The sequence below is a fragment of the Vibrio sp. 03-59-1 genome (genome assembly GCF_013114135.1).
Lineage (GTDB): Bacteria > Pseudomonadota > Gammaproteobacteria > Enterobacterales > Vibrionaceae > Vibrio > Vibrio cortegadensis.
Map to the genome: position 1 here is coordinate 1 of NZ_VTYA01000068.1, position 1,294 is coordinate 1,294.

The 1,294-nt window shown below is 40.5% G+C and carries 2 protein-coding genes; both read left to right on the plus strand.

Annotated elements, in window-relative coordinates; all coding sequences use genetic code 11:
• The first annotated feature begins 297 nt into the window (after positions 1–297).
• Complete coding sequence (locus F0249_RS20450; RefSeq protein WP_136996068.1) at positions 298–567, plus strand: DUF1778 domain-containing protein; 270 nt, start codon at positions 298–300, stop codon at positions 565–567.
• Positions 564–1,097, plus strand: a complete 534-nt coding sequence (locus tag F0249_RS19940) for a GNAT family N-acetyltransferase (RefSeq protein WP_136996067.1) — start codon at positions 564–566, stop codon at positions 1,095–1,097. The genes F0249_RS20450 and F0249_RS19940 overlap by 4 nt, the downstream gene beginning before the upstream one ends.
• Positions 1,098–1,294: the final 197 nt, after the last annotated feature.

Consider the following 1,294-nt stretch of genomic DNA (forward strand, 5'->3'; position numbering starts at 1 on the left):
CATACACCAGATCATTTAGATTAATACATTACTTGGTGCTTGTAAGGACAGTGCTTGTGGCAAGTAACGCAACTAACAAACAATTTAAGAGTGACTCCCAACGCGTGGCGAGTTCACTTCGATTTGAATTTTGTGTTTATGGTGCAGTGGTTTAGTTTGGGTGTTATAGCGTTGTCGCACCTTAATTGGGCGTTATATTCTCTTTCGTTCCGTAAGGTTTCCGTACAATTTGAATGTGCTTTAAATTTGCACTATAATCTTTCTGGTTACGGAATGTATCCGTACGCAGGAGGGGTTATGGCAACTGCACGTTTAGATATCCGCCTTGATGAAGAGATCAAGGCAAAAGCCGAAAAAGCATCGGCTTTACTTGGTTTAAAAAGTCTCACTGAATATGTTGTGAGACTTATGGACGAAGATGCGACTCATGTTATTGAGGAGCATGAAAGTATTATGGTCAAAGACAGTGTCTTTGACGAGTTTATGGCTGCGTGTAATAGAGCAAAAGCACCGAATCAAGCTTTGCTTGAAGCTGCCAAATTTACAGATGAGAGTGGTATTAAGTGAGTTGGGGTAAAGAGTTCGTAGAACTTAGTAAATCAAAGCATGACCGCAACTCATTTGACTGTGGCGAGCAAGAGCTAAACACATTTATTAAAACTCAAGCTGCAAAGCACATGCAAGCGGGCATTAGCCGAACGATGGTTTTACCTAGTGCTCATCCACTATTAAATCAAAAATTCGCTATTTGCGCATTTTATAGTGTTGCACCGAGTTCAATCAGCCGAGAAACATTACCGGCACAATTAGCAAAGAAACTTCCTAGATATCCAATTCCTGTTTTTCTTTTGGCTCAATTAGCTGTGCACAAAGAGTTTCATGGCTCTGGACTGGGAAAGGTTAGTCTAATTCGTGCACTGAAGTACTTGTGGGAAGTGAACCATCACATGAGAGCATACGCAATTGTTGTGGACTGTCTGACTGATTCTGCTCAAGTGTTCTATACGAAGTTCGGCTTTGAAGTATTGTGTGAACATAATGGGCGTATTCGTATGTTCTTACCAATGAAAACGGTAGAACAGCTTTTTAATCAATAGGCTACGAATATAACAAAGCATTTAAGAGTGATTCCTTACGCTTGGCTTTTCGCTTCGCTCAAGTATAGCCAAGCGTGCGTCACACCTTAATGCGGCGTTAGGTTGTTTCTCTGTAAGGGTACGTTTTTATTGAGTTCTAGTGGCGCCAAGTTAGTTTAAGTAGACTATTTTTAAATATAAATAGACGCTTATGGAGA

Excerpts from the sequence above, each read along its gene's own strand:
- F0249_RS20450 (WP_136996068.1), top strand. The coding sequence starts at position 298 with ATGGCAACTGCACGTTTAGATATCCGCCTTGATGAAGAGATCAAGGCA.